Source organism: Pantoea sp. Lu_F5_004 (genome assembly GCF_051136245.1).
Classification (GTDB): domain Bacteria; phylum Pseudomonadota; class Gammaproteobacteria; order Enterobacterales; family Enterobacteriaceae; genus Pantoea; species Pantoea agglomerans.
Window position 1 is genome coordinate 119866 of record NZ_CP194947.1, and the last position, 23380, is coordinate 143245.

Consider the following 23380-nt stretch of genomic DNA (forward strand, 5'->3'; position numbering starts at 1 on the left):
GATAGAGCAGCAAGAAAAAATGAGTAGGGGCAGGAGGCCGCCCCTGTTGTTTTAATTCAAATCAACGTTAAGCGCTGGTGCACCGAAGCTTATAACTTCAGCATTCGAGGCGGTAAAATAACCCCGCCAGAACGCTTCCAGTTGCTGAAGCATTTTGCCCGATCGATAGTTATTCTTTGCCTCCGTATCGATGAGTCCCGCGCCGGCGACAAAGACTTTTGCTCCCCTGAAATCAGTCAACAGGTTTTGCTGCTTTACCAGTTGCAAAACCTTATCAGGGGAGATCAGCCGCATCGTATTATTACGATAGAAGCTGTCGAAGGCGCTGTTTTCCAGCATATCTGAGATGAGAAAAATCGTTCGCGATGCTGCTTTATCCTGTGCCAGATCGTCACTGATGCGTTTCAGACTGTCCAGAATTTCACTCTTTGCGATGTTGTCCCCTTGCTCAGCGAAACTCTTTGCCATCAGGCCACCAATGGTTTTGCCAAAATAGACTTTTTGCTGACCGAGACACTGATCAAGGCTCTTCAGGCTCTCCATACCCAGGCTGTCGCGAATCTTTTTATCTGCCAGCAAGGGATCGAGCTGCCCATCGAATAGCCGCTGCATAAAATTATTCTGAAGCAGCGCCGAGAACTGATAGAGCACCATCCGATCGCCCGGCTGGGTAAAACGGAGGATTTGTTGCCAGCTGGCATTTTTGATTTCCCGCGGTACTTTTACCGTTTGATCAATAATAATCACCAGTTCGCGTCCGCTATCTGCCGGACGATAGTGACTTAACTTCGCGAAGTCATAACAGGCGGGAATATCATTACGGCTGGCAGCCTGAGCCAGGGCGGTCGCCCCGACTAACAGCAACAAACACCATTTGTTGATTTTCACTGCTTAGCCCCGTGCTTTATTGAGAAGCAACTGCACCTTGCGTCTGCTCAGCAGTGCAGAGAGCGGCAGTTCAAGATCGTCCGCGACCAGGCGTAACTCCTCGTCATCCAGCAGCGTCAAATCGCCCAGGGCCGCGACCCGCGCTTTATCGTCAGCATGGAGTGAGGCCGGCGTCGGCGCGTTCGCAGATTTCAGTGCGGCCATTGCTGGTGCTGTCGCGACGAAATCATGAACCTTAACAGTTTCTGGCTGAGGCTGAGCATTGTCGGTCGCAGCGGCCCTGCTGGCGGAAAACTGTTGATGTTCATCATCCGCTAACGCTTTATCACGCTGCTTACCCCGCACGTAATCATCAAATGTGCGTACATCATTCTGAGCGTTACTGGCGCTGCTGGCACGCTGCATCGCCATACGGTTCTGCAGGCTGGCCAGCTTATCCTGTGCATCTCGCTCAACGCGCTCACGCTGCATAGCGTACCAGGCCGCAAACTCGTCTGAGCTGCTGAAATTACCGATATACTTTGCTGCCAGTCGCGATTCAATCCCCACCAGCGAACGGGAATAACCAATCAGAATACCAATAATCTGCACGCCAATAAAAATCACCGACAGAATAATAAAGGTCAGTTTCGAAGCGAATACACGATTTTCACGGACTTCGCTGGCTGCCTTCTTATCCGCCTGCTGATTATCCTCTACCGCCTGTTGCGGCAGATCGAAGGGCGACGACGCATTAACAGATGCGCTCTGGCTGAATGGTGTTCCGTTTACCGCTTCCGTCTCAGCGGCATTGATGGTCGCAGCACGAATAAAATAGGCTCCCACCGCGAAGGTCATAATCAGTAAGAGTGTCACCACCGTCTGCACATACTGGGGTTTAGCCCCAATCCCATGCTGCACGCGATTCAACATTTGCAGATAGCTGGGGGCATCATCATCAATGCGGCTATTTTCCAGCGAAACTTCCGTGTTTTTCACCAACGCCTGTGCATTACCTTCGAGTCTGGCCTCTTTATGCCAGTAACGAATTTTACTTAGCAGCGTATTTTTATGCAGTTGGGTCCCCATTAAATGCGTTGCAGGAACCAGGATTACACCAATTAGCACTGAGACCACGATTGCAGAGAGTTCAGCCTGGTTCGCCGAAATATTGTTGGCAATAAACGGGGAGAGGACTAACGCGAAAATGAACGCTTCCAGAATCACTAAGGCAATGCTGCAAAGCCATAGCACCACACTGGTCGGCTTGCGCCCGCGTTCATCCACCTTGTTCAGATAATTTACACAGCGCTTATAAAAATCGGCATCCCGGTTTGAGGTACTGTGATGTTGATAATATTTCCCACACAGTGCTTCTTCGGCCGGATGCCATATTAACCCACCTGTGCTTTTACGGCGGGCTTCATGGCTGTGAGAAAGACGCGCGACATGTCCTATCAGCGGTAATGAACAGAAAAAGTTGAGGAAGAAATAACGCACTTCATCCCACCATTTTATGACTGCAAGTGTCAGTGCCAGCAAACCAAACAGTGGCCAGAAAATGTAGCGATAGGTCGCGATGGCCTGCATCAAACTATTGAAAATTTCCATTGATATTATCCGTTATCCACGCTGAGGAGCATATTCGGCCAGCCATGGCTGACGGTGATGGGTATAAAACAGTTGGCCTTGTTGCGCTTGAGATCCACTTTTAGGCAACAGCAGATCCACGCAGGAGAGAGGCTCATCGGCCGCGTTCTCAATATATATCCGGTAAAGAATGCTCTCTTCGCCTTCCCAGCTATTGGCAATCCCCGCCATTGCTTTAACGGACGCGCGGTTGCCTTGCGCATAGTTGGGGGTAATGATCACCTGTGGGTTGCGGGTGATTTCAGCGCCATTCTTCAGAACATAAACCGGCGTCAGCGTGACCAGATTGCCATTCACCAGGCCCGCCCATGCCCGACCATTCATACCAGGCAGATAATCACTCGTGTCATGACTTTCAATCGGTTTCCCGCTGGCCAGGTTTTTCGCCATCCCGCTAACGCGTGGCAGATCACTCATACAACTGCCTGTGACACTGCTGGCCTGCGCCTGATTAATCAGGCTAAAGCCTTGTGACACAGGTTTAAGATTGCTGGCGAGGCCCAGTGTATTGAGTGACGCGGGTTTGCCACCAAAATCGATAAAGTTTGATGGATTACTCTCCACTGATGACGCCGGTTTCGTGGGTTTCCGGGGATGCGCGCTGGCAGATTCCGTTATTGACGGCGCTGGGCGTCTTTTCAGGCGACCAGAAGATGCTTTTTTACTCGCGTCACTTCGTGATGATGAGGCTTTAGCCAGACTACTGTCAGCAGCGGAACTGTGGCGTAAATAGAGCGGATTATTATTTTCCTGCGCCAGACGCTGACGCAGTAACGCTTCGTTTGCTAAAGCAACGATCTCTACGCGACGATTCTGGGCACGGCCACCAACGGAGTCATTATCTGCAAGCGGACGGGCAGAACCGACACCCTGAAAGTAGAGCTGGCTGGCTTTAATGCCGCTCTGCTTCAGGACCAGTCCTACATTATGCGCTCGTGCTTCTGACAGCTGTTGATTGTATTCCGCGCTGCCTGTGGCATCGGTGTGACCGACAACCAGCAGTACGCCCGCATCATTCTGCTGGCCGCTGTTCATCGCCGCTGCAATCTTTTGCACCTGGCGGAAGCCGCTATCGGTCAATTCCGCGCTGCCCGTATTGAACATGGTACTGTCTTCTACCTGAGCGACAATACCCACCTGCGCCGCCTGACTTTTTTCCTGTGCGTTAAGCGCCTGCGTTGAAATCCGTATCTGCTCCTCCTGCGCGACTTTCGCCAGCGCTTGTTCACGGTTCTGCCAGACATTGCCGACCACGCAGCCCGCCATGCCGCCAGCTAATCCTCCCACTAATGCTTTTTTAGCGTCGTGAGTGACAAGATAAGTAATGCCACCGCCTAAGGCCGCACCACCAATACAGCCAGCAGCGGTGCCATAGTCACGGGCAAAATCGTGCATTGTTGAGCAACTTGACGTAAGTGAAACAGCCACTGCTATGCAAGCAGCTTTCCTGAGAAAGGGTAAATTCACATCTGTTCCTTGATTAAATAATCTCTACGGCTAATGAATTTTTAGAATTGGAATGAGAATTAAAAAGCTCAGGGGTTTATCGGCGAGTAGAGGAATAACTTTAGTTTTTCTTTATCTGGCGATGATCTGCTATTGAAAAACAGGAATAAAAGATGTGAGCGTTTTTTTTAAGCATTTATCGTATCCACATTAATAGCTAAGGATAACTGATAAGTGTGGATAAGAAGCCGGAGAGGATGTGAGGATTGCAGAGGACCCTGGAGAGAAGATGGGCGGATGACGAATATATTACCTGTTTCTGCATCGGAAAAATCAGAAGCGAACCCGTTATGGGAAGAACCGAAGTTGAGAATAACTATCTGAGTATTCAACAGCGCTCAGACCGGGTTAAAGAGTCTGATGCTTGTAAGAAATGGTTCTGCGGAATCATCGCTTCTTACCCCTTTCATTACTGTAATTTTATTCCCCGCTGCCGATAACAGATCCAGTACCAGCGAGCCATAGAAGCGGAACGTCGGTGATAACCTATTAATTCAAACATCGGGGTCTCTATGTATCGCAACAAAAAAATAAAATTAAGCGTCATGCTCACTGCGGCATTCCTTACTGTCATCTTAACGGGCGTTTTTGTGACAGGATTTGCCGGATTTAAACTCAATACGGCCAGCGATCAGCAGGAATTGACGCGCGCGCGGCTGGGCGATCTTCAGGCCCTGCAGACGCTAAAAGATAATTTAACTCAGCAAACTGTCCTTTTACTGTCCGTGGCTTCAGACACTCAGCCTCAGACAGAGGCCACTGTAAAAACCCAGTTTTCTGCGTTGCAGACCAACAGTGATAATACCACTGCGCATTTCCGGGAACTGATCAACGGTGCCAAAAGCATTCCGGGGATCAATCTTGCTGAAGTAGAAGAGGCTTCCACGCAATTAAATAAAATCGAAGTGGCAGCGGGTCCGCTTCATCAGGCAGAGCAAAACCTGTTTATGCAGAACGCTACTCCGTTCCCGGAAAAACTCCGTAGTGAACTGATCCCTGCGCTTTCGCACTACCGCAATGCAGTAGATGGGATGGTTGATTATCAGGCGAGGGTAACGAGTAAAACGGCGGAAACGTCCACGCAGGCGCTCTCCGGTGTCTATATGACTCTGGCTGGCCTGACTACCCTGTTTGTTGTGATGGGATTTGTGATGAGTGGGCTGATTACCCGCTGGATCAAAATTCAGCTGGGTGGCGAACCTTCTCATGCGCAGGGCCTGGCCGCTGCGATTGCGGCGGGCGATTTGACGACAAAAGTCACCCTTCGTCAGGGGGATACCGTCAGCATGATGGCTTCTCTGGATAGCATGCAGAGCAATCTGCGCGACCTGGTCTCGCAGATTAAAGACTCCTCCACTTCGGTAGCACTGGCAGCTGATGAAATTTCCCAGGGCAATACCGAACTCTCTTCCCGTACAGAGCAGCAGGCCGCCGCTTTGCAGGAAACCGCAGCCAGTATTGAACAGCTCACGGTTACAGTGAAAAGCAATGCAGCGGGCGCGCAGCAGACTGCGGATTCGGCGCGCGAAACCGCTGCGCTGGCGCGTTCGGGTGAACACGATATGCAGCGCATGTCAGAGACGATGAATGATATTTCAAAAAGCGCGGTGAAAGTCCGGGATATTACCTCCGTTATCGAAGGGATTGCATTTCAGACCAATATTCTGGCGCTTAATGCGGCAGTCGAAGCAGCGCGAGCGGGCGAACAGGGCCGGGGTTTCGCCGTCGTCGCGGGTGAAGTCAGGACGCTGGCGCAGCGCAGTGCAACGGCAGCCAGAGATATTAAACATCTGATCGAAGAGGCTGTGGCGCAGGTTGAAAGTGGTGTTGTCGTGGCAACCGGGACCGGCAAGAGCATTCTTGATATCAATGCTATGGTCGGAAAACTGGCCGTCGCGATGGATAATATCTCACTCGCCTCAGCTGAACAGATGCAGGGCATTTCACAGGTCAGCATTGCGGTAAACGAGATGGATGGTGTGACGCAGAATAACGCCGCGCTGGTTGAGGAATCCTCTTCCGCATCACAGTCGCTTTCAGCTCAGGCACACGCTTTACGTGAAGCAGTGAATGCTTTTCGCATTTAAGCGTCTGGTTGATGGGATACTTTGAAAGATACGGGAGAAGCGCAGCTGATTTATCCGTTTGATATTGACGAAATGGATGACCGGGAGCCATTTCTTTCAGATTAGTACAAGCCCTCCATTGGAGGGCTTTTCTTTTGGCGGACATTCCGGGACGCTCAGAGACTGAAATATTCAATGTAAACACATTGACCTCGCCCGTAAGTTTTAGCCTTTTGAAAAACAGGTTTTTTATGAGGGAAATCATGATAAATCACAAGATTAACCTCTACTTCCATGGGTCGGGCGCGGTTGAATTTAAATCAACACGTGGCATCACTGGCGTTTTACCATCGTAGAAAAATGCAGAGTTTGTGAAGGAGTAAACCTTACCCGTCATTTTAACAAGTATATGGTCATTAACCGCCGTTATGTCCGCATCGGCAGTATCAGCCTGAAGGAAAGGAGCCGTTTTAGTAATTACCTTCATGGGATTATCGAGTTGCTTATTCAGGTAGTAGCGATAAGTGTCGGAGTCAGTGGCACCTGCATCCTGATATTGAGTTATGTATAGCCAGACATCCCCGGAGAGTTGTTTCTGACGGATTAAACGGTCATCACGTGGCGCATTTTCGAAATACCACAGCATCCCAACGGTGATAACAATAATTATCAGGACAAGCGTTAATGTCCGATGCCCCCACTTAATAGCGGTGTCTATTTGCATAATCAATCCCCTGCTGAATCCAATACTGGTCGCGCGGGTCATCTCCATACGGGATATCCTGGTACCAATGCCCCCATCGAGGCTCAACTGTTCCCGCCCGGCTTTGTGCCCAGCCAGCACCCCGTAACAATATTTCTTCAGGTATTCCGGCAACAACGCCCGTGGCACCATAGTTAAAATTACCAAAATTTTGGTAGCTTGCCCCCTGCTGTTTATAGCCCCACGGTCCTTTATTGCGAACCTGCTGATAGAACCAGAAGTAAACAGGCGGTGAAGCCATATTGCGCGGCATGCCGCGGTAACGAGCTTCCTGAAGGTTTTTTGTTAATAATGAGAAGCCTCCAGGGGGCATGAGCGGAATTACAGCCATAATATTGTGTCTTCCTGACAAAATTGATAAGGCAAACTAACCTTATCAGATATCGTCAGACATGGCATCTCTGCCTGACAGGCAATAATACCGGGCTGAACTCTGGATGACATTACCTGTAGAAATTTATGTAAGAGGGAGTTAAGTGGCGGCAGGAATGTTTTTTCCTGCATCGGCCTGTCTGAGACTGGCTTTATCGTTAGTCCGATAAGTGCAGGCATGCGCGACAAAAACAGGGCTGGTCTGTACCCTTCAGCCAGCACTCTCATGAAGCTGAGCCCCCCAGCTAAAAAAAATTAAAATTTTTTGCATCCGTTTTCGCTGCTCATTCGTATTAACAGATAAGGGCGCTCTCGCCCTGTCCGTTAACTCAATGAGGGAAGTGAAAATGAAACCATTCCTGCCAACTCTGATTTTTTCTGCATTAGTCTTCAGTGGCGCCACTTACGCGGCGAGCATGGACAGCGACACGGTGATGGTCGGCGGTGCCGCCATGTACCCATCGAAAAATATTGTTGAGAATGCTGTTAACTCGAAAGACCACACCACGCTGGTGGCCGCCGTTAAAGCCGCCGGGCTGGTCCCGACACTTGAAGGGAAGGGGCCGTTTACCGTTTTTGCGCCCACCAATGCCGCCTTTGAAAAACTGCCTAAGGGCACGGTCGACTCCCTGCTTAAGCCAGAAAATAAACAAAAACTCACCAGTGTCCTGACCTATCACGTGGTCGCAGGAAAACTGGACATGAAAGCGCTGGAGAAAAAAATCAAAGCGGGAGGAGGCAAAGCCGAGCTGAAAACGGTCAATGGCGAATCACTGTGGGTGATGGCAAATGGCCCGCACAACATTCAGCTTAAAGATGCTCAGGGCAATGTTGCCAGTATCACTACGTATGATGTGAATCAGAGTAACGGTGTGATTGACGTTATTGATACCGTGCTGATGCCGTAAAGCGTTACCTATACTGTGTGTAGCCACTGATCGGGTGGCTACACCTTTAACAGGGAAGCCGATGACAAAAAATGTGCCCCATATTCAGGCCGATTTAATGAATCAGATAGCCGTCGGCGATAAAGCTGCTCTTGAGCAGCTTTATCGCGTTCTGTCGCCCCGACTCTATGGGATCATCCTGCGGATGGTGAGACGCCGCGACTGGGCAGAAGAGATCCTGCACGATACGTTTATCCATATCTGGCAGTCGGCAAATTATTACGACGATAAGCGCAGTGAGCCGCATATCTGGCTCAGCCACATCGCCAGAAATCGGGCGATTGACTTCCTCCGTAAACATGAAAACAGAAGCTGTTCCGTGGATGATATCAGCGAAGCGGAAGCGGGTTTCCAGACACCACTTCCTGCCGATGCAAGTCATGCGGAGGCGCGTCGCCTTCAGCACTGTATGGCACACTTACCCTCTGAACAGCGACAAAGCATTTCGCTCGCCTATTATCGTGGCCTCTCACAGAGTGAGATTGCGCTCTCCATGAGTCAGCCGGAAGGGACGGTGAAAAGCTGGATCCGTCGCGCGTTAACCCATCTTCGGGAGTGCATAGGCCTATGACCGGTCAGGAACAACATGATCTTACTGCCGCGGAATATGTGCTTGGTCTTACCGACGATGTGACCCGTCATCGGCTGGATAAACGCCTCAATGACGATTCAGTATTCGCCGCGGAGGTGCTGAACTGGCAGAAAGCGTTCAGCGGCATTGATCTGCTCACTCACGCCGTTATCCCGTCTTCTGCGGTCTGGCAGCAGATTGAGCAGGATCTTGGCCCGAATACTGGCGTCTCTGGCACGACATCAATCCGCAGGCCTCCTGGCTTCTGGCTCGGCTGGGGTCTGGCTGCGGCAATGGCTGGCGTCCTCATTTTCACCCATTTAAGCAAGCCGGATGCCCCACAGTCTCTGCAGCCGATTGCGGTACTCAGCGGCGCACAGCCCGATGCACAGTTTGTGGTGAATCTGGATAAGTCAGCTTCACTCCTTCAGGTTTCGGCACTGAACATCACGCTGCCAGAGAATAAAAACCTGCAGCTCTGGCTGATCAGGGGCAGTGCTCCGCCACAATCTCTGGGGTTGATCAATCACCGCGACAGTAACGTTTTCCGGTTACCGCCTGGCGATTTAGATAATCAGACGGTACTGGCGGTGAGTCTGGAGCCGGTGGGAGGGTCTACGCTCAGCGGGCCGTCCGGTCCGGTAATTTTCCAGGGCAAAGTTACGTTGCTTTAATCTTCAGGGCGCGGGTTCTCGGGCCGGGATTAAGCGGCAAAGGGGAGTGGATGGCTTTTCGAATGGCAAACCTCATCCTCTTGCCTTAACCAAATCAGGGGGAATGACAAAAGAATGGAAATCAGAGCGGCGTTGGAGTCTGATGCGGCAGGCATCAGTGAGCTGATACAGCTTGTGTCTATGCAATGTAATTTTTCAGAGACAGAGCCCTGTCCGCAATGGTTCATCGAGAGCACAAAGCCCGATGTGCTTCAGCCGTTGATTGTTTCAGATGACTATCTCTGGCTGATTGCCGTGGAAAGAGGTGAGGTGACAGGCGTACTCACCCTTTTCGAAGGCAATTTAGTTAAATACCTTTTTGTACATCCGAAATTTCAGCGAAAAGGGGTAGCGAGGGCACTCTGGCAGCGGGCGATTCCCGAACTGCGTTCAGAAATCAGCGTACGGTCTTCACTCTTTGCCATCCCTTTTTATGAGAAAAGGGAATTTAAAAAAGTTGGGGAGGTGAAATTTTTTAACGGGGTATCATTCCAGACAATGATCGCTCAGCTCTGAATTAAAAAAGAGATTTTTAAGTTCTCTGTTTCTGCAATAAAACGGCCCGGCCACGCATTTATCAAACCCGCTTTGAGGGTGAGTGAAACCGGGCCAACCCGCCTTCTTTATTTATACCCGCGTATATTCCCAGTATTCAACTCACTGACTTTCAGCGCCATTGCTGCCCGCTAATGCTATATCGGACGCGTGATTTGCGGCGTTTTTACACTTCATCAGCCTCTTTTTACGCCTTTTTTACAGGCCGTTCGGTTTAATTAAAGGCACCGGGCGTTTACGTGACAACGTTACACGATGGCAGTTAAAACCTGATTTACGCAAAAAGCGTCTGCAGGCATTAAGTGGACGGGGTGCACATTCATGAGTGGTTTTCTCCAGTTTATTATCCGACCTCCGATTAACAGCCGCTGGCTGCCAGGCACTGTTGCCTCTCCGCAGCGGGTTCTTAAGGAACACACCATGTCAGGCCTTATCCTTGTTTCTCATAATCAATGTCAACGATCGACGCTTAATGCAATTTATGACGGCATCCTTTCCCGTCAGGGAGGCGTCTGGATTAGCTGGGATGGTGAAAGCAGGGTGATGCCTCTGGATGCGTCAAGACCCTACGCCGTGCAGCAGATGGGCCAGTATGAAACCGTGACCTTCCCGTATACGCCGGGCGAGCTTAATGAGGGGTACCACAATTATATTCATAAAGGGCTCTGGCCTGTTTTTCATCAGCGTCCGGACATAGCCCGTTTTTCTACAAGCGGCTATCAGGAATATAAAAACATCAATAAAGCCTATGCACGCGCCATCTGCGAAAATGCCACACCCGACGATGTTATCTGGATTCAGGATTATCACCTGCTTGGCTGTGCCACTTATCTTCGTGAAAAGGGGCTGACTAACTCAGTGGGTATTTTTCTGCATCAGCCTTTCCCGGCTGGCAGAATGTTTGAAACCATACCCGAATGGCGCTGGTTCACTGACTCTCTGTTATGTTGTGACCTGATTGGCTTTCAGACCGTGCAGGATATGAATAACTTCCTGGTCTGGCTGGAGAGCGAATTCCGTATAGAACGGCTGGAGGCGCAAAGCTTTCGTGTTCATGGCCGGATTATCAGGGTGGGTGTGTTTCCGGTCGGAATTGACCTTGACGATGTCCAGTCTCTGCGTGAGAGCAACAGCTGTGCTTACATGGAAATGCAGTGCCGCGAAAGCCTGCCCGAAAATACCGTGCTCAGCGGCGGCCATCTTGATGAGAGTTCAGGTCTGCCTTACCGGATCAGCACTATGGAAGTGTTGCTGCGAAGACATGATTGCTATCAGAAAAATATCACGCTGTTGCAGCTGGCGCCTCCGGCAGCCGGACACGCACATGATGCGTCAGAACTCGGTCACGCTCTGGAGGCATTGTGCGGGGAGCTTAATGGCGTGCATGGCACAATGAACTGGTATCCGGTGAACTATCTGACGCACGCCTACAGCCGGGAAGAGCAGGCCGGTATCTATCGTGCCTCGCGCGTCGCGCTGGTGACGCCGTTAATGGCGGGCATGAGTCTGATGGCCAAAATGTATATCGCCTTACAGGACCCGAAAAATCCCGGGGTGCTTATCCTCTCGCAGTTTGCCGGTGCAGCCGAGCAGATGGAGGGTGCCATTATCGTCAATCCTTATGACCCTGATGCAATGGCCAGTGCGGTACATCGCGCATTGCAGATGCCGTTACACGAACGGCGGTCTCTGCATGCCCGTCTGATGAAGGAACTGCATATGCACAACAGCCATCACTGGGCTGAGTCGTTTTTGCGCATGCTGAACGCTGAGCCAGCCGCCCCGGAAGCCTTGCCGTCGCCTGCATTTTTTCCGCACCTGAGCAGTAGCCGGGCGCGGTATTGAGGTTTATAGGTTAAAACGGCGATTTTAAAAGGGATGGTGTGGACGACAAACAGCATCACGCTGATATAGAGCGGGGCAGGTAAAAATTTTACCTGCTTATTCATGTGCTCTTTGAATTTGCACTCGATAATATGAGGTTAAGGTCCTCATCGAACCAGGGTGTCACTACAGGTCTTAGCTTCCCGTGAGTGCAGCTATTCAGGTTCGTTCTGTCATCACGCTACGCAGTTCCTCTCTGAGCCAGCGCAGTGGCAAATCGTTATCAAACCGTTTATGCCAGAGCAGTGACAGGGCTATTTCCGGTGTTTCAACGGGTACCGGGCTACAGCATAAGCCGTAATGCGTTACCCACTCAACCGACAGCCCGGCGGGAACAGTGGCTAACGCGGGTGCGCACGCCAGCAGCGGAGGCAGAGAAGAAAAATGCGGCGTCACGTAGCGAATCGAACGTGCCTTTCCTGATGCCGCAAGCTGGTCATCGATGGCGCTCCAGTTCGCCCCTCGATAGGAAACCAGCAGATGATCATGCGCCACATAATCCTCCAGCGTCAGCGGTGCACGCAACGAAAGCTGTTCCGGGTGCCACAACGTACAAAAGTTGTGTGACACAATCTTCTCGCGCTGGAGCGTGGCGGGTGTGCTCTCGCCAACCGAAATGGCAAGATCGATCTCTCCACGCGCGACCAATTCTGCATCCCGGAAGGGATCGCTGGCCGTGACCTGAAGCGTCACGCCGGGAGCGGTGCGTGTGATGCGCGCATACAGTCCTGGCATCAGCCAGCGTTCAACCCAGTCGCTCATCCCCAGCCGAAAAACATGTGTCGCCTCAGAAGGCGTGAAGGATACTGGCTGAAACAGTACGTTCTGCATCTGTGCCATTAAAGGTCCCAGCTCAGCGATCAGCGCTTCAGCACGCGAGGTTGGCTCCATGCCTTTCGCCGTGCGCACAAACAGTGGATCGCTGAACATGACCCGCAACCGGGCCAGTGCATTACTGACCGCTGGCTGACCCAGATGCAGCTTTTCTGCCGCACGTGACACGCTGCCTTCCCGCTTCAGAACTAACAGCACCGTCAGCAAATTCAGGTCGATTCGATGAAAATCATTTTCTCTGATATTGAACATCAGTTTAATCAATTTGAGTGATACAGGTTGCGTAAGGATACTGCCCACCACGTTGTGATGAAACTTTCTGGAGAGATATTTATGAAAATTTTACTGATGCTGGTGGCGTCTCTTATTGCGTTCAGTCCGGTCTATGCTGCCGAACAGACCTCTGCACGGGATCAGCAAGCTCCGGGTTATTACCGGATGACATTGGGGAAATTACGCATTACCGCAGTTTCGGACGGCACGGTGACCGTTCCCCTGAATAAATTACTGACTAACATTTCGCCTGAAAAACTAAACCAGGAAATGGCCAGAGATTCGATGACGCCGCAGGCCGAAACATCAATCAATGCCTTTGTTATTGATAATGGTAAACAGCGCATTTTAGTCGATACCGGAGCCGGTGAGCTTTTTGGACACAATGGCGGACATCTGCTGACTAATCTGGCCGCCGCTGGCTATCCGGCAGAATCGATCGATGCCGTACTTTTAACCCATATTCATGCCGATCATTCAGGCGGTGTTTCACGCGCGGGCAAGCCTGCTTTTCCAAAGGCCGAAGTGTTCGTAGATAAACGGGATGTCGATTTCTGGCTTAATCCGGCTAACGTCAGCAGGGTAGAGGCGAGTCAGGTTCATACCTTTGCAGAATCTGAACGGACTCTTCGCCCGGTCATCAATGCTGGCCTGCTTAAAACGTTTATGGCACCAGCCACATTACCGGGGGGAATCCGTGCAGAGTCGACAGCCGGCCACACGCCGGGCAGCGTACTTTATCGGGTAGAGAGTGAAGGACAGTCCCTGGTGCTGTGGGGAGATATCATCCATGCCAAAGCGGTGCAAATGCCCGATCCTGAAGTAGCCATCCATTTTGATGTGAATCAGAAGCAGGCTATCACTACACGTGAAAGGGTACTGAAACAGGCTGCAGATCAGGGCTACTGGGTGGCTGCGGCGCATATCGCCTTCCCGGGCCTGGGCCATGTTCAGCATGAAGGTAACGCTTATCGCTGGGTACCTGCTAATTACACCACGCAGCTCGGGCAGTAAGGTTTTTTAATTTAGCGGCAAGCGGAACGGCATCATCGCTCTCTGCTAATCGCCGGACGTCAGCTGTTCTGGTGTTATGCCGCTAATCATTCAGGTCGTCGCAGCGATTCAGGCACATTTTTTCTGAAAGCACGGTAGTCGATTTTCCAGGCATTCAGCTTGTTATATAACGCTGTTCTTGAGATCCCCAGCAGTTGCGCCGACTGGCGCAGATTTCCCTGTTGTTCACTGACAATCTGTAAAATATGCATGCGCTCCAGGTTGTGCAGTGAGGATGGCATATCCCCGGCAACCTCATTAATTGAGATTTTCTGCAGCGATTCGGGCAAATCGGTTCGGGTAATCTCTAGCCCTTCACTCAGATTGACCACACGCTCGATCACATTTTCCAGTTCCCGAACGTTTCCCGGCCAGTTCCAGGATTGCAGACATGCCATTGCGTCTGGCGCGACCACTGGCGGAATACGCTTCAGACGCGTGCAGAGTGCCTGAATAAAAATGTTAACCAGCTCCGGAATATCTTCGCGACGATCGCGCAGCGGCGGGATCTCCAGTGAAATTACATTCAGGCGGTAATAGAGATCGCGCCGGAATGCGTTTTTCTCAACGGCTTCAGGCAGATTACAGTGGGTAGCCACAATAATACGCACATTCACTTTAACCGGCTGCGCCGCGCCGATACGCAGCACTTCGCTCTCCTGCAAAACACGCAACAGGCTGGTTTGCGCTTCGAGCGGCATCTCACCAATCTCATCAAGGAACAGGGTACCGCCGTCAGCCAGTTCAAACTTGCCCGCTGAACCGCCACGACGCGAACCGGTGAAGGCGCCATCGGCATAGCCAAACAGTTCGCTTTGCACCAGGTCGCGCGGTATTGCGCCGCAGTTCAGGGCGATAAATGCTTCATGCTGGCGTGGACTGGCATTATGAATGGCCTGAGCAAACAACTCTTTGCCGGTCCCGCTTTCGCCGCTGAGTAGCACCGTGCTGTCGGTACGGCTGCTGACGCGTGCCTTATGGATCGCCTGCTGCAGGGGCGGCGAGTGGCCGCGGATCATTTCAAAGGTGTAACTGGCGTTCACGCCCATCACCCGCCGCGTAATGGCGCGGATACGCTGATTTTCACGCAGTGACAGCACGCGCCCGCCATCCGGTGCGGGCATTAAAGATATCAGGCAGGATAGGGGATCAAGGCCTTCCGGCCTGAACTGCAGCTCAAGGTCATTGCAAAAAGGCATCGTCAGCAACGATCCGCCCTGCGGTTGCAGCAGTGCGTCAATGGGGGTGTCGTGTGGATCCAGCCCGCTGAAAATCTGGCGTGCATAGCGGTTAAGGGTTTTGATGCGGCCCTGTTTATCACAGACAATGACGCCCTCATTCAGCGTCTCCAGAATGGACTGCTGTTCAGCCAGCAGGCGTCGAAGCGTCAGCTGCTGCCCGACAGCTTCTGCTGCCGCCTGGACCGTTCCCAGAGTATGAGCATTAAAATTCTCCGGCGTGGCGGTCAGAGTCAGCACACCAACCAACTGGCCGCTGTCATCGCGGACCGGTGCCGCCGCGCACTGTCGGCGGCGTTTGCGCAGATCAAACTTCCAGTTCTCACCGCTCAGCACGTACACCAGCCGCTGTTCAATCAGGCAGCGCGCGGTACAGTTAGTGCCCAGTACCTCTTCACGCAGAATACTGCCGACGGGTGTCAGGTCGGCACCGCAAAAATGCAGCGTCACGCCCTGCGCGTCGGTAAGGTTAATGTGACCGTCCGGATTATAGGCGAGCAAATTTTCCATAATGCTACGCGCCACAAGAATCAGTTCGGCATTGTTCTCAAGAATCGTAGTCAGCTCACTGGCCGGCGGGGCGGTATAGATAAAGCGGTGTGGATCAATACCGTACTGCTGCGAACGCTGCCATGAATGCAAAATACTCTGTCGCAGCGCGGGTGGCTGTTCGCCCTGGGTAAAGCTCTGCCAGCTCTGCCACAACAGCGCGTCCCAGCTGTCAGCATCCTCTCTATCCGGCAGGCTGAAAATCGCATCGCTCTCATCTCTTAATAACCGTTGCTGATTCACCGGCCGTTCCCTCTAGGTTAAATGTCCATTTTATTGACATGTGAAGTTGACATGTAAACTTTGTTGCCGATTTGTGATCAGATACCGTGCCCATGCTCACAAAATTTCCCGGATTTTGGTTGGCATCTCCTTTGCAATGGTTGATGCCGTGATGTGAATCAAACAAGCCAAGGGAAATAAGTTGTTATGCGCAAACATAATTTACGCCTGATTCTGTTTATCTGTGCCATTGCCTCACTCAGTGGCGTGATTCTGGGTTATGACGCTTCAGTAATTTCCGGCGTTATCGATCCGCTGACAGAACATCTGAATTTAACTCCCTGGGAAAGTGGCTGGGCGGTATCAAATGTCATTCTCGGCTGCATCGCTGGCGCATGGGGCGTTGGCTTCATTTCAGATCGTATCGGCCGCAAATCAACACTAATCGTCACCGCCATACTCTTTGTGCTCTCTGCGGTGGGCGCGGCGCTGGCCAGTTCTTTGACAGATTTTGTTATCTGGCGACTGATCGGCGGACTGGCGGTCGGGATGGCCTCTGCGATTACGCCGCTTTATATCGCGGAAGTTTCACCGAAAGACTGGCGGGGCCGCATGCTCGGCCTGCAACAGATGCTGATGGTCGGCGGACAGGTGGCGGTTTATATCGTGAATTACCTGATAGCACGCGGTATGCCACATCAGTGGATTGTCAGTGAAGGCTGGCGCTGGATGCTGGCCTCCGGCGTGGTGCCCTGTGCGCTATTCCTGCTGCTGGTACCATTTATGCCTGAGTCGCCGCGCTGGCTGGCGCTGAACGGTAAAAAAGATCGCGCCCTCGACGTGCTGACCCGTCTTTCGAATGCGCAGCACGCCGAGCGACTGTTACAGGAGATCCTGACATCGAGTCAGCATGATAATGCCCGGACCAGCCAGCGCGGCATCCTGCGGGATGCGCGGGCACGCTATATCCTGCTGGTTGGCTGTGCCATTGCCATTTTGCAGCAGATCTCCGGTATCAACATCCTGCTCTATTACGCGCCGTCACTCTTACAAAACATCACCGGCAGTACCCAGTCTTCCCTTTTTCACAGCATCTTCCTTGGCCTTGCGCTGCTGGCTGGCGTGGCCGTTTGTCTGAGTACCATCGATCGTCTGGGCCGGACGCTGCTGCTGCGCTGGGGGGCACTGGGATGTGCGCTCTCTATGGTCTTCACCGCCTGGGCATTTATCGCCGATGCTGGTGGATTGCTGCCGGTGATTGGGCTGTTAGCCTTCGTACTGATATTTGGCCTTTCCTGGAGCCTGGGGGCCTGGCTGCTGATCTCTGAAATCTTTCCTAATCGTATTCGTGCCGTGGCGATGGGCTTTGCGTTTGCCTCAATGTACGTCGCGAATTTTATCGTTACCCAAAGCTTCCCGATGATGAACCGCAGCCGGGTGCTGATGGAACACTTTCATGGTGCCTTCCCGCTGATGTTGTGTGCGGTGGGATCGCTTATCGCATTCTGGTTTGTCCGCCGCTTTTTACCGGAAACCCGGGGCGTTTCACTTGAGCATATTGAGCCACTGATGCTCTCCAAATCCCGTCGTTTCGCCGCTGATGCGCAACGATCTGATCAACACCCGTCCTCGCCCGCCTGGGCTAAAGCGAAATAATAAGGAGTTTTTATGAACCATCAAACAGTGCGTGTGGGTTTAATTGGCGCAGGCCGCATGGGCAGTTTTCATGCCGAAAATCTGGCCTGGCGCGTGCCTGGCGCCACCCTGGCAGCCGTGGCCGATCCGTTCCCCGGCGCGGCGGAAAAGCTCGCCAGCCGGCTTGGGGTCAGCAAAGCGTACAGCGATCTGCATGCGCTGCTGCAGGATGATGAAATTGACGCCATTGCGATTGCGGCTCCTGCCCGGACACATGCAGAGTGGGTGATCGCTGCGGCCAATGCCGGCAAACATGTGTTCTGTGAAAAGCCGATGGCTGTGACGCTGGAGGAGGCCGATCGCGCTATCGCGGCGGCAAAACAGGCAGGCGTTGTGTTACAGGTAGGCTTTAATCGCCGCTTTGATTCCGGCTTTGCGGCGGCGATTGCGGCGGTGAAAAACGGCGAGAATGGGTCGACGCAGCTCAGCCGATCTGTAACCCGTGACCCGGGCCTGAACGATCCCGCCCCGATTCCGCAGTGGACAATTTTCCTTGAAACCCTCATTCACGATTTTGACACCCTGCTGCACTTCAATCACGGCGCGAAGCCGGTTGAAGTCTATGCGCTGGCAGATGCACTGGTGCGGCCAGATTTCAAAGATAAAGGTCTGCTGGATACCTCGGTTGTCACTATTCGCTTTGATAACGGCGCCATCGCGATTGCTGAGGCGAACTTTCAGGCGGTGTATGGCTACGACGTGCGTGGCGAGGTCTTTGGCAGTAAAGGCATGCTTCAGGCGGGCCACATCAATGCCAATCACTGCGTGCGTTACACCGCCAGTGGAATTGCGGTGGAAACGTCACGACTGGATTCAGATCTGCTGCGCGAAGCGTACGTGGCAGAAATGAGTGAGTTTGCCCGCTGTATCCGCAGCGGTGAAACGCCCCGCGCCACCGGCGAAGACGCGCGAAACGCGCTGGAAATCGCGCTGGCCTGTATCGAATCCGTGCAGCGCAACCTGCCCGTTAAGCTGGGAGTTCGCTGATGACCGGTTATCAACTTTCCGTATGCGCTGAAATGGTATTTCTGGAACTGCCGTTTGTTGAGCGCGTAAAACGCATTCATGAACTGGGTTTTGGCGTCGAAATCTGGGGATGGGCCAGCAAGGATATCGATGCGCTGGTCGCGACCGGTGCACGCTTTACCTCTATGACCGGTTATCTGAGCGGTAATCTGACGGATGAGACGGAAATCCAGCAGCTGCTGCAAAGCGCTGAAGCGTCGCTGGCCGTAGCTGCACGTCTCGGCTGTCCGGTACTGAATCTGCATGGCACCGGGCTTGACGAACGCGGTCTGCCGGTAAAACCCGTGACAACGGTAACGGGCGCAATGTGGCTGAAGGCCGCCGATACGTTGCGGCAGGTTGCGCTTCTCGGCGAACGAGCCGGGCGGGTTTTCACTCTCGAAAACCTTAACCTGCCGGTCGATCATCCAGGCACACCCTTTGCCCTGGCGTCTGAGACGCTGGCGCTGGTCGAAGCGGTAAACAGCCCGGCGCTGAAGATGAATCTGGATCTCTACCATGCACAAATTGGCGAAGGCAATCTGATTGAATTGCTGCGGCGCTGCGGCTCCGCTATCGGAGAAATCCAGGTTGCCGATGTACCTGGCCGCCAGCAGCCGGGCACCGGGGAGATCAATTACCGTGCTATCGCCCGGACCCTACAGGAGATGGGTTACAGCGGCACAGTAGCCATGGAAGGCTGGGCCAGTGGCGATAGCACAGCGGCTATCCAGCAGTTCCGCGATCACTTTACGTTGTAAGCGCAGTGCGTCGGGTATCTGCCTGTTGCCCGACGCAAAATAAATTTAATGAAAACAATAACAACCTCAACCCTACAGGAACACACTATGAACATCAGAAACCTCCTTCTTTGCCTATGCGTCCTGCTGTTTAGTGTCGGTGTCAACGCCAAAACCCTCACCGTTGGCGTCGCGCTGGCTAACTTCGATCTTAACTTTGTCTCTATTCTTCGTACCCGCATGCAACAGGAGCTGAAAGCCAGCCAGCTCAACAGCCAGTTTGTCGATGCGAAAGGTGATGTCGCGCTGCAGGTGCAGCAGGTAGATGACTTTATCAACCAGGGCGTAGACGCCATTATTCTTAATCCGGTCGATACCCAGGGCGTTTTACCGATGATCAACGCTGCAAAAAAGGCCGGTATTCCGCTGGTTTTTGTGAACCGGAAACCGGAAGTGAAATTGCCCGAAAACATGGCGTACGTCGGCTCTGATTCGGCGCTGGGTGGTGAAATGCAGATGGAAGCACTGGCAAAAAAAATGAACTACAAAGGCAATGTGGCCATTCTGATGGGGGCACTGTCGAATGAAGAGGCACGTGAGCGCACCCGCGCTGTGGAAGCCGTTATCAGCAAATATAAGAACATGAAAGTCATTGAGAAACAGACGGCGAAATGGCAGCGCAATGAAGCGGTAGATGTCGTGTCAGGCTGGCTGCTGAATCAGCGTCCGATTGATGCCATCGCCGCAAATAACGATGAGATGGCAATCGGTGCCATCATGGCGTTAAGCCAGGCGAAGAATGAAAAAATTCTTGTGGCCGGTATTGACGGAACACCGGACGGTCAGCAGTTCATTAAAAACGGCAAGATGGCGCTGACTATTTTTCAGGATGCCAGAGGCCAGGCCACGGGTGCAGTCCAGGTGACCAAAGCGCTGCTGGATAAGAAGAAAGTTGAGACGCTTAACTGGGTGCCTTATAAGCTGATTACGCCTGAGAATTACCAAAGCTTCTCTGCTGAGAATGCAGGATAATTTCTGGTTCAGAAATAACGTTAACCTCTCCTGTTGTTCACATGAAAGTAAATGACCGCATCTGACAAAAACGGACATGCGCGCGAGTTCAGGACCGCTTTAATTAAAAACGGAAAGCTGGCGTGCATATATTGTCAGTTTGCGGTTCTGATGTGTTCTCGCTTTATTCATTTCAGATGCCGTCGCGATCAGCGCAAAATGGTTTTCCGCTCAGATTTGACCATCTAAGAAAATTTCCCACAACGCTTCTACCGCCCGGGACATCCTCGCTGCGGGTCTGAACAGCCGGATCTCTATGGGTATCCAGAGTGCGCTCTCCTTATTAGCTGCTACGGCAATCGAGCCAGCATCAACATCCGACGCTGCCAGTGTTTCCGGCAGCCATGCGATGCCGTCTCCGGCTTTGACCATGGCGAGTAAGGTGGCAGCAAGATCGGCCGTGAAAGCAATATCCATTCCGCGTCTGGCCCGGTTAACCTGTGAGGTATTAGACAGGATGCGGCCCAGGCCGGATTCAGCAGAATAGGAGAGGAAAGGAAACTTCTTACCGCCTGACGCATGGAATAGAGGCTCACGCGTTGTCGGATCGCATCGTGAATACGGCTGTAAAACTTCCCGTCCAAGCCGGACGCTGAGATATTTCGACTGATCGAGATGGATGTGCATATGAGGATGGTAATAAGAAAGCAGAAATTGCGCGTCACCTTTCTCAATCATGCGCTCGCAGGCACTTAATGTGTCAGACAGCAGGCGAAATGATCCGAAGCGGGCAATTTTTTCGTTGTTCCGCATCAGTGCCGGAAAAAAAGAAAATGACAGCGCGTGCGTGGCGGAAAAAATAACATCCGGCCTGGCTTCTCCTGCGGCCTCGATAGATTCACTCCTCAGTGTATAAAGCGCACGAATAAGTTCCGGCACCTGCTTGACGAAAACCTCTCCGGCGCGGGTCAGGCTGACACCCCGACGGTTTCTTTCAAAAATCGGCGTGCCAAGCCACTCTTCAAGCGAGACGATTCTGCGGCTGAATGCAGGCTGTGTCACATATCGTGAAGCTGCCGCTCGGGAAAAATTGAGTGATTGCGCCAGCGCAATACAGTCTTCAAGCCAGGTTAACTCCAGGTGATGCCGATTTTGCATTACAGGCTGCCTCTTTGGCATTAGAACGGAATCCTTGTACTGCTTAGGATAATAGCAGACAGGACAATCAGGTCCCTTACACTACGTCACTTCATTATGCTGATGAATGCCGATAAACAGATGGCATGACATAACTGATTGCGTAGGTATTTTAGTAAAACAGTCTTTGACTGAGAACTACCGGAGAGATCATGCGCATCCTTGATGTTGTAGAAATTACCAAACCCATTGCTTCCCCTATTCGTAATGCGTACATCGATTTCAGCAAGATGACGACAAGCCTTGTCGCCGTTGTGACCGATGTTGAAGTCGACGGGCACCGTGTAGTGGGATACGGCTTTAACTCTAACGGCCGTTATGGCCAGGGTGGCCTCATCCGGGAACGCTTCCGTGACCGCATCCTGGAAGCCGATCCCGAAAGCCTGCTGAATGGCAAAGGTAACAACCTGGATCCGCATAAAGTCTGGGCTGTGATGATGAGCAACGAAAAGCCTGGCGGTCATGGCGAGCGTTCAGTTGCAGTGGGAACCCTGGACATGGCCATCTGGGATGCAACGGCAAAAATTGCAAACAAGCCGCTGTTCCGCCTGCTGGCCGAAATGAAGGGCGTTGAGGCTAATCCGCGCGTCTTCGTCTATGCGGCTGGGGGTTACTACTATCCGGGTAAAGACCTTGGCGCACTGCGACAGGAAATGCGCGGCTACCTGAACCACGGCTATAACGTTGTGAAAATGAAAATCGGTGGTGCCTCTCTGGACGAAGACCGCCGCCGTATTGAGGCCGTACTGGAAGAAATCGGCAGCGAAGCGCGCCTCGCCGTTGATGCTAATGGTCGCTTTGATCTGGAAACCGGTATTGCCTACGCAAAAATGCTGCGTGAATATCCGCTCTTTTGGTACGAAGAGGTTGGCGATCCGCTCGATTATTCTCTGCAGGCAGCCCTGTCGGAGTTCTATCCAGGCGCAATGGCAACGGGCGAAAACCTCTTTTCTCATCAGGACGCGCGAAACCTGCTGCGATATGGCGGTATGCGTCCGGATCGCGACTATCTGCAATTTGACTGCGCGCTCTCCTATGGGCTGGTTGAGTATCTGCGCACACTGGATGTGCTGGATCAGTTTGGCTGGTCACCGTCACGCTGCATACCTCATGGCGGCCATCAGATGTCCCTGAACATCGCCGCCGGCCTCGGTCTGGGTGGTAACGAAAGCTATCCTGATCTGTTCCAGCCTTACGGCGGTTTCCCGGACTCGGTAAAAGTTGAAGATGGCCATATTATTATGCCTGAACTGCCGGGTATCGGTTTCGAAGGCAAATCAGACCTCATTAAAGAAATGCGGGCGCTGGCTGAATAAGTTTCCGCTTACATTACGGCATGTTTAATGTCACTGCGCCCCTCGTTAAGCTGAGGGGCTGCGGGAAAATATCAATCTCTTAATTAACCTGACGCCTCAGCGAGAATAAGTTTATCTGAATCTGAGAGGAGAGGGCGTTATTGAACTGGCAAAGGGTAGCATTGTTAATAATTTCTGGTTGAAGAGCTGACTTTGATTTAAGCATAAACTCTGCCTGGGGGTATATCAGCCATCCGTTCAATTATCGACATTCAGATAGTCTTGCCGGGTTAAATATGAACTGGAAGTTTTATAAATATCAGTAAGTTAGAACCAACCATTAATTCTGGAGTTTTGCCTGTTTATCCGCGCCT

The 23380-nt window shown here is 52.2% G+C and carries 20 protein-coding genes; 12 read left to right on the forward strand and 8 right to left on the reverse strand.

Annotation, left to right across the window (positions count from 1 at the left end; translation table 11 throughout):
- Window positions 1-51: 51 nt before the first annotated feature.
- The 3 genes from ACR8BN_RS19565 to ACR8BN_RS19575 are packed head-to-tail and all read right to left on the reverse strand — an operon-like array spanning window position 52 to window position 3912.
- Entirely contained in the window at window positions 52-888 is an 837-nt protein-coding gene (locus tag ACR8BN_RS19565) for a hypothetical protein (RefSeq protein ID WP_434747748.1), read from the reverse strand.
- Window positions 889-891: 3 nt separating this feature from the next.
- Window positions 892-2478 (reverse strand): hypothetical protein, encoded by a 1587-nt coding sequence (locus ACR8BN_RS19570; RefSeq protein WP_434747749.1) that lies wholly within the window; start codon window positions 2476-2478, stop codon window positions 892-894.
- Between the two features lie 12 nt (window positions 2479-2490).
- Complete coding sequence (locus ACR8BN_RS19575; protein ID WP_167620275.1) at window positions 2491-3912, reverse strand: OmpA family protein; 1422 nt, start codon at window positions 3910-3912, stop codon at window positions 2491-2493.
- Window positions 3913-4535: 623 nt separating this feature from the next.
- Here ACR8BN_RS19575 and ACR8BN_RS19580 point away from each other — a divergent pair.
- Window positions 4536-6110, forward strand: a complete 1575-nt coding sequence (locus tag ACR8BN_RS19580; protein WP_163794122.1) for a methyl-accepting chemotaxis protein — start codon at window positions 4536-4538, stop codon at window positions 6108-6110.
- Window positions 6111-6375: 265 nt separating this feature from the next.
- Here the strand turns inward: ACR8BN_RS19580 and ACR8BN_RS19585 are convergent, their stop codons facing one another.
- Complete coding sequence (locus tag ACR8BN_RS19585; RefSeq protein WP_031591659.1) at window positions 6376-6813, reverse strand: hypothetical protein; 438 nt, start codon at window positions 6811-6813, stop codon at window positions 6376-6378.
- Window positions 6791-7183 (reverse strand): polymorphic toxin type 44 domain-containing protein, encoded by a 393-nt coding sequence (locus ACR8BN_RS19590; protein ID WP_434747750.1) that lies wholly within the window; start codon window positions 7181-7183, stop codon window positions 6791-6793. The genes ACR8BN_RS19585 and ACR8BN_RS19590 overlap by 23 nt, the downstream gene beginning before the upstream one ends.
- Window positions 7184-7571: 388 nt before the next feature.
- Here ACR8BN_RS19590 and ACR8BN_RS19595 point away from each other — a divergent pair, with 388 nt between their 5' ends.
- From ACR8BN_RS19595 to ACR8BN_RS19615, 5 genes are all read left to right on the forward strand, one after another.
- Window positions 7572-8132 carry a fasciclin domain-containing protein gene (locus tag ACR8BN_RS19595; protein ID WP_010247012.1) on the forward strand — a complete coding sequence of 187 codons (561 nt, stop codon included), beginning with the start codon at window positions 7572-7574 and terminating at the stop codon, window positions 8130-8132.
- Window positions 8133-8193: 61 nt separating this feature from the next.
- On the forward strand, window positions 8194-8742 hold the full coding sequence (locus ACR8BN_RS19600) for a sigma-70 family RNA polymerase sigma factor (RefSeq protein WP_010670426.1): 549 nt from the start codon (window positions 8194-8196) through the stop codon (window positions 8740-8742).
- The gene (locus tag ACR8BN_RS19605) at window positions 8739-9416 is read left to right on the forward strand and encodes an anti-sigma factor (protein WP_115763988.1); all 678 of its coding nucleotides are present in this window, start codon (window positions 8739-8741) and stop codon (window positions 9414-9416) included. The genes ACR8BN_RS19600 and ACR8BN_RS19605 overlap by 4 nt, the downstream gene beginning before the upstream one ends.
- Before the next feature lie 114 nt (window positions 9417-9530).
- Window positions 9531-9971: a GNAT family N-acetyltransferase gene (locus tag ACR8BN_RS19610; protein ID WP_039389813.1), complete on the forward strand. Its 441-nt coding sequence runs from the start codon at window positions 9531-9533 to the stop codon at window positions 9969-9971.
- Between the two features lie 459 nt (window positions 9972-10430).
- Window positions 10431-11855 (forward strand): alpha,alpha-trehalose-phosphate synthase (UDP-forming), encoded by a 1425-nt coding sequence (locus ACR8BN_RS19615; RefSeq protein ID WP_434747751.1) that lies wholly within the window; start codon window positions 10431-10433, stop codon window positions 11853-11855.
- 198 nt (window positions 11856-12053) lie between these two features.
- On the opposite strand, the gene ACR8BN_RS19620 is transcribed toward ACR8BN_RS19615, so the two are convergent.
- Window positions 12054-12980: a LysR family transcriptional regulator gene (locus ACR8BN_RS19620; RefSeq protein WP_115758173.1), complete on the reverse strand. Its 927-nt coding sequence runs from the start codon at window positions 12978-12980 to the stop codon at window positions 12054-12056.
- Window positions 12981-13061: 81 nt separating this feature from the next.
- Here ACR8BN_RS19620 and ACR8BN_RS19625 point away from each other — a divergent pair, with 81 nt between their 5' ends.
- Window positions 13062-14015 (forward strand): MBL fold metallo-hydrolase, encoded by a 954-nt coding sequence (locus ACR8BN_RS19625; RefSeq protein ID WP_109651512.1) that lies wholly within the window; start codon window positions 13062-13064, stop codon window positions 14013-14015.
- A gap of 86 nt (window positions 14016-14101) precedes the next feature.
- Here ACR8BN_RS19625 and ACR8BN_RS19630 read toward each other — a convergent pair whose 3' ends face one another.
- Window positions 14102-16084 carry a sigma-54-dependent Fis family transcriptional regulator gene (locus ACR8BN_RS19630; protein WP_182686926.1) on the reverse strand — a complete coding sequence of 661 codons (1983 nt, stop codon included), beginning with the start codon at window positions 16082-16084 and terminating at the stop codon, window positions 14102-14104.
- A gap of 186 nt (window positions 16085-16270) precedes the next feature.
- On the opposite strand from ACR8BN_RS19630, the gene ACR8BN_RS19635 reads away from it, so the two are divergent.
- The 4 genes from ACR8BN_RS19635 (at window position 16271) to ACR8BN_RS19650 (ending at window position 20535) form a co-directional block, all read left to right on the forward strand.
- Window positions 16271-17719: a sugar porter family MFS transporter gene (locus ACR8BN_RS19635; protein WP_099257061.1), complete on the forward strand. Its 1449-nt coding sequence runs from the start codon at window positions 16271-16273 to the stop codon at window positions 17717-17719.
- Window positions 17720-17731: 12 nt separating this feature from the next.
- Complete coding sequence (locus ACR8BN_RS19640; RefSeq protein WP_115758100.1) at window positions 17732-18745, forward strand: Gfo/Idh/MocA family oxidoreductase; 1014 nt, start codon at window positions 17732-17734, stop codon at window positions 18743-18745.
- The gene (locus ACR8BN_RS19645) at window positions 18745-19524 is read left to right on the forward strand and encodes a TIM barrel protein (protein WP_182686924.1); all 780 of its coding nucleotides are present in this window, start codon (window positions 18745-18747) and stop codon (window positions 19522-19524) included. The genes ACR8BN_RS19640 and ACR8BN_RS19645 overlap by 1 nt, the downstream gene beginning before the upstream one ends.
- Before the next feature lie 87 nt (window positions 19525-19611).
- On the forward strand, window positions 19612-20535 hold the full coding sequence (locus ACR8BN_RS19650) for a substrate-binding domain-containing protein (RefSeq protein WP_031591677.1): 924 nt from the start codon (window positions 19612-19614) through the stop codon (window positions 20533-20535).
- Between the two features lie 210 nt (window positions 20536-20745).
- On the opposite strand, the gene ACR8BN_RS19655 is transcribed toward ACR8BN_RS19650, so the two are convergent.
- Entirely contained in the window at window positions 20746-21672 is a 927-nt protein-coding gene (locus ACR8BN_RS19655) for a LysR family transcriptional regulator (RefSeq protein ID WP_434747752.1), read from the reverse strand.
- Between the two features lie 191 nt (window positions 21673-21863).
- On the opposite strand from ACR8BN_RS19655, the gene ACR8BN_RS19660 reads away from it, so the two are divergent.
- Window positions 21864-23027, forward strand: a complete 1164-nt coding sequence (locus ACR8BN_RS19660) for a mandelate racemase/muconate lactonizing enzyme family protein (protein WP_434747753.1) — start codon at window positions 21864-21866, stop codon at window positions 23025-23027.
- The last annotated feature ends 353 nt before the right edge of the window (window positions 23028-23380 follow it).

Coding starts and splice junctions, on each gene's coding strand:
- ACR8BN_RS19580 (WP_163794122.1), top strand. CDS start 4,536: ATGTATCGCAACAAAAAAATAAAATTAAGCGTCATGCTCACTGCGGCA.
- ACR8BN_RS19605 (WP_115763988.1), top strand. CDS start 8,739: ATGACCGGTCAGGAACAACATGATCTTACTGCCGCGGAATATGTGCTT.
- ACR8BN_RS19655 (WP_434747752.1), bottom strand. CDS start 21,672: ATGCAAAATCGGCATCACCTGGAGTTAACCTGGCTTGAAGACTGTATT.
- ACR8BN_RS19650 (WP_031591677.1), top strand. CDS start 19,612: ATGAACATCAGAAACCTCCTTCTTTGCCTATGCGTCCTGCTGTTTAGT.
- ACR8BN_RS19585 (WP_031591659.1), bottom strand. CDS start 6,813: ATGCAAATAGACACCGCTATTAAGTGGGGGCATCGGACATTAACGCTT.
- ACR8BN_RS19625 (WP_109651512.1), top strand. CDS start 13,062: ATGAAAATTTTACTGATGCTGGTGGCGTCTCTTATTGCGTTCAGTCCG.
- ACR8BN_RS19620 (WP_115758173.1), bottom strand. CDS start 12,980: ATGTTCAATATCAGAGAAAATGATTTTCATCGAATCGACCTGAATTTG.
- ACR8BN_RS19590 (WP_434747750.1), bottom strand. CDS start 7,183: ATGGCTGTAATTCCGCTCATGCCCCCTGGAGGCTTCTCATTATTAACA.
- ACR8BN_RS19640 (WP_115758100.1), top strand. CDS start 17,732: ATGAACCATCAAACAGTGCGTGTGGGTTTAATTGGCGCAGGCCGCATG.
- ACR8BN_RS19570 (WP_434747749.1), bottom strand. CDS start 2,478: ATGGAAATTTTCAATAGTTTGATGCAGGCCATCGCGACCTATCGCTAC.
- ACR8BN_RS19660 (WP_434747753.1), top strand. CDS start 21,864: ATGCGCATCCTTGATGTTGTAGAAATTACCAAACCCATTGCTTCCCCT.
- ACR8BN_RS19575 (WP_167620275.1), bottom strand. CDS start 3,912: ATGCACGATTTTGCCCGTGACTATGGCACCGCTGCTGGCTGTATTGGT.
- ACR8BN_RS19645 (WP_182686924.1), top strand. CDS start 18,745: ATGACCGGTTATCAACTTTCCGTATGCGCTGAAATGGTATTTCTGGAA.
- ACR8BN_RS19600 (WP_010670426.1), top strand. CDS start 8,194: ATGACAAAAAATGTGCCCCATATTCAGGCCGATTTAATGAATCAGATA.
- ACR8BN_RS19615 (WP_434747751.1), top strand. CDS start 10,431: ATGTCAGGCCTTATCCTTGTTTCTCATAATCAATGTCAACGATCGACG.
- ACR8BN_RS19595 (WP_010247012.1), top strand. CDS start 7,572: ATGAAACCATTCCTGCCAACTCTGATTTTTTCTGCATTAGTCTTCAGT.
- ACR8BN_RS19635 (WP_099257061.1), top strand. CDS start 16,271: ATGCGCAAACATAATTTACGCCTGATTCTGTTTATCTGTGCCATTGCC.
- ACR8BN_RS19610 (WP_039389813.1), top strand. CDS start 9,531: ATGGAAATCAGAGCGGCGTTGGAGTCTGATGCGGCAGGCATCAGTGAG.